The sequence below is a fragment of the Maribacter sp. genome (assembly GCF_016744255.1).
Taxonomy (GTDB): domain Bacteria; phylum Bacteroidota; class Bacteroidia; order Flavobacteriales; family Flavobacteriaceae; genus Maribacter_B.
The window spans coordinates 21,563-28,142 of the sequence record NZ_JADGES010000041.1 but is presented as its reverse complement, the minus strand read 5'-3'; the positions used below and the strand labels follow the sequence as shown (position 1 = coordinate 28,142).

The 6,580-nt window shown below is 34.6% G+C and carries 4 protein-coding genes and 1 pseudogene; 4 read left to right on the top strand and 1 reads right to left on the bottom strand.

The window, feature by feature from the left end; translation table 11 throughout:
• Positions 1–515 (bottom strand): annotated as a pseudogene (locus QZZ51_RS08820) (M1 family peptidase); the annotation flags it as partial.
• Between the two features lie 83 nt (positions 516–598).
• Here QZZ51_RS08820 and recG point away from each other — a divergent pair.
• From recG to QZZ51_RS08800, 4 genes are all read left to right on the top strand, one after another.
• Entirely contained in the window at positions 599–2,704 is a 2,106-nt protein-coding gene (recG, locus tag QZZ51_RS08815) for an ATP-dependent DNA helicase RecG (RefSeq protein ID WP_291868773.1), read from the top strand.
• Positions 2,705–2,869: 165 nt separating this feature from the next.
• Positions 2,870–4,276 (top strand): 3-isopropylmalate dehydratase large subunit, encoded by a 1,407-nt coding sequence (gene leuC / locus QZZ51_RS08810; protein ID WP_291868771.1) that lies wholly within the window; start codon positions 2,870–2,872, stop codon positions 4,274–4,276.
• 91 nt (positions 4,277–4,367) lie between these two features.
• Positions 4,368–4,964: a 3-isopropylmalate dehydratase small subunit gene (gene leuD / locus QZZ51_RS08805; protein WP_291868768.1), complete on the top strand. Its 597-nt coding sequence runs from the start codon at positions 4,368–4,370 to the stop codon at positions 4,962–4,964.
• Between the two features lie 39 nt (positions 4,965–5,003).
• Positions 5,004–6,521: an alpha-isopropylmalate synthase regulatory domain-containing protein gene (locus QZZ51_RS08800; RefSeq protein ID WP_291868765.1), complete on the top strand. Its 1,518-nt coding sequence runs from the start codon at positions 5,004–5,006 to the stop codon at positions 6,519–6,521.
• Positions 6,522–6,580 lie beyond the last annotated feature (59 nt).

The following is a 6,580-nucleotide window of genomic DNA, read 5'->3' as shown; positions in this document are numbered from 1 at the left end:
TTATCCAATTTTCCATTTGCTATAACGGTATAGTCTTTATCAAACAAAAGGTTTAAATCAAACTCTATTTTTTCTGTCATATCATCCAAACTAGGTAACCAGTGACTGGTATATTTCCCTTGGCCTTGTGTCCAAATCTGGTTTTTGCTTTTGTCATCCTCCCAACCAATAAAATAGACTGCCTGTTTTGGCTTAACCTTATATTTTAAAGTAATAAAATATGTTTTTCCTTTTTTAAAACTATGTTTAACCGATAATTTAGAACCTGTATTTAAAAAATCTATCTTCTTATGATTGAGTAATACCGATGAAAATTCCATTTGTATGGCATCTAAAAAAATATAGCTACTATTTTCTAATGCTTTAAATTCATAGGTAACAACACCATTTATAATTTTATCTTTAGGTTGTGGTGTTATAAGAGCTTCAGCTCTTATAAAGTCTACTTTTTCCTGTCTCTGACCAAACAAACTTACCGTAGTAAGAATCAAAAACATATAAAAAAATAATTTCATGGATAGGGGATTATTATTAATGTATTCCAAATTTAGCATTTTACTTTGTTGCATTGTTATTTGGTATGCCCTAATTTAGACGCATGAATGCTAATTTTTTACAAACTCCGATAGCTTATTTAAAAGGTGTTGGCCCAAATAGGGCTAATTCTTTACAGTCGGAATTAGGCATTTCTACCTTTCAAGACTTACTTAACCTGTTCCCTAACAGATATATAGACAAAACCAAATACTATAAAATAAGCCAATTACAACGTAGCAGTGCCGATGTACAAGTACTAGGTAAAATTATTCATCTTAAAACTGTAGACCAAAAAAAGGGAAAAAGATTGGTCGCTACTTTTAAAGATGACACTGGAGAAATAGAATTAGTATGGTTCAGAGGGCAAAAATGGATAAAAGAAAACATTAAAATTAATGTTCCCTATGTCATTTTTGGAAAATGTAACTGGTATGCAGGCAAATTCTCTATGCCGCACCCAGAAATGGAATTACTTTCTGAGCATGAAAAAGGAACAAAAATTGCTATGCAGCCGGTCTATCCTTCAACAGAAAGACTGAGTAACTCTGGAATCTCCAACCGAGTAATCAACAAATTAATACAACAGTTGTTTTTAGAATGTAAAGGGCAATTTTCAGAAAGTTTATCGCCGAGCCTCATACATTCATTACAATTAATTTCGAAACCAGATGCGCTATTCAATATTCATTTTCCCAAGAATCAAGAATTATTAGCTAAAGCACAATTTAGACTAAAGTTCGAAGAGTTATTCTATATACAAATGCAGCTTTTAGCTAAGAAGATGCTGCGAAAACAAAAAATTAAAGGCTATTGTTTTGACCAAGTAGGAACACTTTTTAATGCCTTTTACAACAACCACTTGCCATTTAATCTTACCAATGCTCAAAAAAGAGTAATTAAAGAAATACGTAGCGATGTTGGCAGCCACGCCCAAATGAATCGCCTTTTACAAGGAGATGTTGGTTCTGGAAAAACTATTGTAGCCGTTATGGTAATGTTGCTGGCTATTGACAATGATTTTCAAGCTTGTTTAATGGCTCCTACAGAGATTTTAGCAAACCAACATTACAATGGCATACAAGAGCTTTTAGAACCATTAGGAATTAAAATTGCAATCTTAACTGGTTCTGTAAAAAAAGCCCGAAGAACTATAATTCACGAACAACTAGAAAGTGGTGAACTCCATATACTAATTGGCACTCATGCTCTATTAGAAGATAAAGTAAAATATAAGAATTTAGGCTTGGCTATTATAGATGAGCAGCACAGATTTGGAGTAGCGCAACGCTCTAAATTATGGCATAAAAATGATATTCCGCCCCATATTCTCGTAATGACAGCTACACCTATCCCAAGAACCTTGGCTATGAGTTTGTATGGCGATTTAGATATATCTGTAATTGATGAATTACCTCCCGGAAGAAAACCAATAAAGACAGTACATAGGTATGATGCTAATAGGCTAAAAGTATTTCGTTTTATTAAGGATGAAATTAATTTAGGAAGGCAAGTATATGTTGTTTACCCACTAATTCAAGAATCCGAAGTATTAGATTATAAAGATTTAATGGATGGTTATGAGAGTATCGCAAGAGACTTTCCAGCACCCAAATATCAAATATCTATTGTCCACGGGCAAATGAAACCCGCCGATAAAGATTATGAAATGGCACGTTTTGTAAAAGGAGAAACGCAAATAATGGTAGCTACTACAGTAATTGAAGTAGGCGTTAACGTTCCGAATGCCTCCGTAATGATTATTGAAAGTTCAGAGCGTTTTGGCTTATCTCAATTGCATCAATTACGCGGGCGTGTTGGGCGTGGCGCCGAACAGAGTTATTGTATTCTCATGAGCGGACATAAATTATCTGCAGAAGGAAAAACTCGCTTAGAAACTATGGTTGCCACCAATGATGGTTTCCAAATTGCTGAAGTGGATTTAAAACTAAGAGGTCCTGGCGATATAATGGGCACACAACAAAGTGGTATTCTAAATCTTAAAATAGCAGATATTGTTAAGGACAATGATATTTTAAAAACAGCAAGGTATTATGCCATAGAATTATTAAAAGACGATCCTTCTTTAGAAAAAGTAGATAATTTAATTATTAGGCATTTTTATGCTCAAATTGTTAAACACAAAAACATCTGGAATTATATTAGTTAATAACTTACTCTATATTCCTAAACCTAATTCCTAATCCATAGCTTTTTCTATTTTTTACATCAAAATATAACAAAAAACAGTCTTGAACATCGTAATTTTTGTTGACAATAATTTCCTAAAACAACTAGTTTTAATAGATTTGTTAGCTTAGAATACAAATAAATTATGAGTACAAAAAAGACGTTATTTGATAAAGTGTGGGACTCACATGTAGTAAAACATGTAGAAGATGGTCCAGATGTATTGTTTATAGACCGTCATCTGGTACATGAGGTTACTAGCCCTGTTGCCTTTTTAGGTATTAAAAACAGAAAATCAGGAGTTTTATTCCCAAATAAAACCTTTGCAACGGCAGATCACAACACACCAACAATAAATCAGCACTTACCAGTTGCCGATCCACTTTCTGCAAACCAACTTAAAGCATTAGAAGAAAATGCAAAAGAGCATGGTATTTTGCACTGGGGACTTGGGCATGAAAAAAACGGTATTGTACACGTTGTAGGCCCTGAATATGGCATTACACAACCTGGAGCAACTATTGTATGTGGAGATTCACACACCTCTACACATGGTGCTTTTGGAGCTATAGCTTTTGGTATTGGTACTTCTGAAGTAGAAATGGTATTATCTACACAGTGTATTATGCAGCCTAAGCCAAAGAAAATGCGTATTAACATTGAAGGAGAGTTAAACTTTGGTGTTACTCCTAAAGATGCTGCTTTGTATATTATATCGAAATTAACAACTTCTGGTGCAACAGGATATTTTGTAGAATATGCAGGGGATGTTTTTGAGAACATGACTATGGAAGGTCGTATGACTGTGTGTAACCTAAGTATAGAAATGGGTGCCCGTGGTGGAATGATTGCTCCAGATGAAAAAACTTTTGAATACGTAAAAGGAAGAGAATTTACTCCAAAAGGAGCCGCTTGGGATAAAGCAATGGCATACTGGGAGACTCTTAAAACGGATGAAGGAGCTATTTTTGATAAAGAACTTACATTCAATGCTGCAGATATTGAACCAATGATTACTTATGGAACCAATCCTGGAATGGGAATGGGAATTTCTAAAAGTATTCCTAATGCAGAAGATTTAGATGGTGGCGTTGCTACGTATAAAAAATCTTTAGGTTATATGGCTTTCAATGAAGGAGATAATATGATTGGCAAGCCTATCGATTTTGTATTTATCGGTAGCTGTACTAACGGTCGTATTGAAGATTTTAGAGCCTTTACCTCTATTGTAAAAGGAAGAAAAAAAGCAGATAATGTAACAGCATGGTTAGTACCAGGTTCTCACAAGGTAGAAGCTGCTATAAAAGAAGAAGGTCTTTTAGCTATATTAACAGAAGCTGGTTTTGAACTTAGAGAACCAGGATGTTCTGCTTGTTTAGCTATGAATGATGATAAAGTACCTGCTGGGAAATTAGCAGTAAGTACATCTAACAGAAACTTTGAAGGGCGTCAAGGTCCAGGTTCTAGAACCTTACTTGCTTCTCCTTTAGTTGCTGCTGCTGCTGCCGTAACAGGAAAAGTAACAGACCCAAGAGAATTGATGACAGCTTAAAATACCTATTAGCTTATAGCCGTTTGCTACTAGCTAAAAAATAATTAAAATTCGCCAAAAGCCAAAAGCTAATGGCCAAATGCAATAAACAATGGCATACGAAAAATTTGAAATATTAAATAGTACGGCTGTACCTCTTCCAATTGAGAATGTAGATACAGACCAAATAATACCAGCTCGTTTCTTAAAAGCTACAGAACGTAAAAATTTTGGAGATAACCTTTTTAGAGATTGGCGCTATAATGGCGATGATACTCCAAAATCTGACTTTGTTCTTAATAACCCAACCTATTCTGGTAAGATTTTGGTAGGAGGAAAAAACTTTGGTTCTGGTTCTTCTAGAGAACACGCTGCTTGGGCAGTTTACGATTACGGATTTAGATGTGTAATCTCTAGCTTTTTTGCTGATATTTTTAAAGGAAACTGCCTAAATATTGGTGTTTTACCTGTACAGGTGAGTACAGAATTTGCAGCAAAAATATTTGACGCAATAAAAGAAGACCCAAAAACAGAAATCTCAGTAAATTTACCAGAGCAAACGGTTACTTTAGTGAAAACAGGAGAAAAAGAGTCTTTTGATATTAACGGATACAAAAAGCAAAACATGCTTAACGGTTATGATGATATTGATTATCTAAACAATATTAAGACCGATATTAGCGAGTTTGCAAAAGAGTTGCCTTTATAGAATATTCACGCTTTTCAGCATGTATTGCTTTTACGTACCATGAAAAAAAGAAAAATTGAAATAATGGATACCACCCTAAGGGATGGCGAACAAACCTCAGGGGTATCCTTTTCATCTTCCGAAAAACTTACACTAGCTCAGTTATTGCTAGAGGAACTAAATGTGGATCGCATTGAAGTGGCATCTGCAAGAGTATCGGATGGCGAACTGTTAGCTGTACAGAAAATTACAGAATGGGCTGCTGAAAGCGGTAATTTAAATCGTGTTGAGGTACTAACCTTTACAGACAAAGGATTGTCTTTACAATGGATGGAAAAAGCTGGCGCCAAAGTGCAAAATCTTTTAACCAAAGGCTCTCTTAACCACCTAAAATACCAATTAAAGAAAACTCCGGAAGAACACTTTTCCGATATTGCTGCGGTTTTCAAAGAAGCTAAAGAAAAAGGCATAACCAATAATATCTATTTAGAAGACTGGAGTAATGGCATGCGTAATTCTAAAGATTACGTATTTCAATATTTAGACTTCTTAGCAACACAACCTGTTAAACGAATTCTACTACCAGACACTTTAGGCATATTAACACATACCGAAACTTTCTCTTTTATTTCTGAAATAACACAACGCTACCCTAATTTACATTTTGATTTTCATGGTCATAACGATTACGATTTAGGAGTTGCCAATGTAATGGAAGCAGTAAAAGCAGGTTGCCATGGACTACACCTTACCGTAAATGGCATGGGAGAACGTGCTGGTAATGCTCCAATGGCTAGTGCCATAGCTGTTATAAATGATTTTTTACCTGAAATAACGATTAATGCGAACGAAACTGCATTACACAAAGTAAGTAAATTAGTTTCTGCTTTTACTGGCTTTAGAATACCTGCAAATAAACCCATTGTTGGAGACAATGTATTTACACAAACTGCTGGCATTCACGCAGATGGAGACAACAAAAACAACTTATACTTTAATGATTTACTTCCAGAAAGGTTTGGCCAAAAACGTAAATATGCACTTGGAAAAACTTCTGGAAAAGCTAATATTCAGAAAAATTTACAAGATTTAGGACTAACCCTAAATGATGAGGATTTAAAAAAAGTAACCCAACGTATTATAGAATTAGGAGATAAAAAAGAACGTGTTTCTAAAGAAGATTTACCATATATAATCTCAGATGTATTAGATAGTGAGGAATATTTAAACAATGTTATTGTTAAATCTTACGTATTAACACATTCTAAAGGCCTTAAACCTTCTACCACTATAGCAGTAGAAATAGATGGTGAATTACATGAAGAAAACGCTCAAGGAGATGGCCAATTTGATGCTTTTATAAATGCCTTAAAGAAGGTATATAAAAGTAAAAAATTAATTTTCCCTAAGCTAATAGATTATGCTGTCCGTATACCTCCTGGAAGCCATTCAGATGCCCTTTGCGAGACGAATATAACATGGGAAAAAGAAGGGAAAGAATTTATAACTCGTGGTTTAGATTCTGACCAAACCGTTTCGGCAATTAAAGCAACAGAGAAGATGTTAAACATTATTTAAGCAAACAACCTAGAGACATTTATTAAGAAAAAATCATTTATATTTCGACGCAAGTGTCG

Coding starts and splice junctions, on each gene's coding strand:
- recG (WP_291868773.1), top strand. CDS start 599: ATGAATGCTAATTTTTTACAAACTCCGATAGCTTATTTAAAAGGTGTT.
- leuC (WP_291868771.1), top strand. CDS start 2,870: ATGAGTACAAAAAAGACGTTATTTGATAAAGTGTGGGACTCACATGTA.
- leuD (WP_291868768.1), top strand. CDS start 4,368: ATGGCATACGAAAAATTTGAAATATTAAATAGTACGGCTGTACCTCTT.
- QZZ51_RS08800 (WP_291868765.1), top strand. CDS start 5,004: ATGAAAAAAAGAAAAATTGAAATAATGGATACCACCCTAAGGGATGGC.